The organism is Neisseria sp. P0021.S007, assembly GCF_051956855.1.
Window position 1 is genome coordinate 1 of sequence record NZ_JBQCXA010001277.1, and the last position, 506, is coordinate 506.

Genomic DNA, 506 nt, shown 5'->3' on the forward strand with positions numbered 1-506 from the left:
GCCCATACCGCAAAGATTGGCATCTTGCAGTTTGGAAACAATGCTTTGAGGATCGGCAAGCGCAGCCAGCAAGCCTTCGCCGCCAACGACTTTGCGCCAGGCGGCTAAATCTGCGCCGACTTGGCGGGAAGGATGCAGTAAGTTTTGATTGGCTTGGTTCATGATTGTTGCTCCTGCAAACCGGCGTGTTCGCGCAAATCGAATTTGCCGTAGTCGGGATATAAAACGGGGGCTTTGATGTCGCTGGTCAGACCGGCGCGGGTCATTTCGCGTTGCAGGTCATGGACGTGTCCGACACCGCCGCGTACTTTTTTCAGCGGCAGGCCGCAACCTGCGGCGGCTTTACCGGCACGGCGGCCGAAGCTGATGATGTCCAAAAGCGCATTGCCCATCAGGCGGTTGCGGCCGTGAATACCGCCGGTTACTTCGCCGGCGCAATAGAGGCCTTCAACGCAGGTTGCGCCGTCGCCGTTGATTTCGATACCGCCGTTTTGATAGTGCAGGGT

The 506-nt window shown here is 57.9% G+C and carries 1 protein-coding gene and 1 pseudogene; both read right to left on the reverse strand.

The window, feature by feature from the left end:
- A pseudogene (locus ACTHUR_RS18715) lies at nucleotides 1-162 on the reverse strand (NADH-quinone oxidoreductase subunit F); the annotation flags it as partial.
- Nucleotides 159-506: FAD-binding protein (locus ACTHUR_RS18720; RefSeq protein ID WP_440400272.1), on the reverse strand; the 348-nt coding region annotated here is incomplete at its 5' end. The gene ACTHUR_RS18720 and the pseudogene ACTHUR_RS18715, both read right to left, overlap by 4 nt.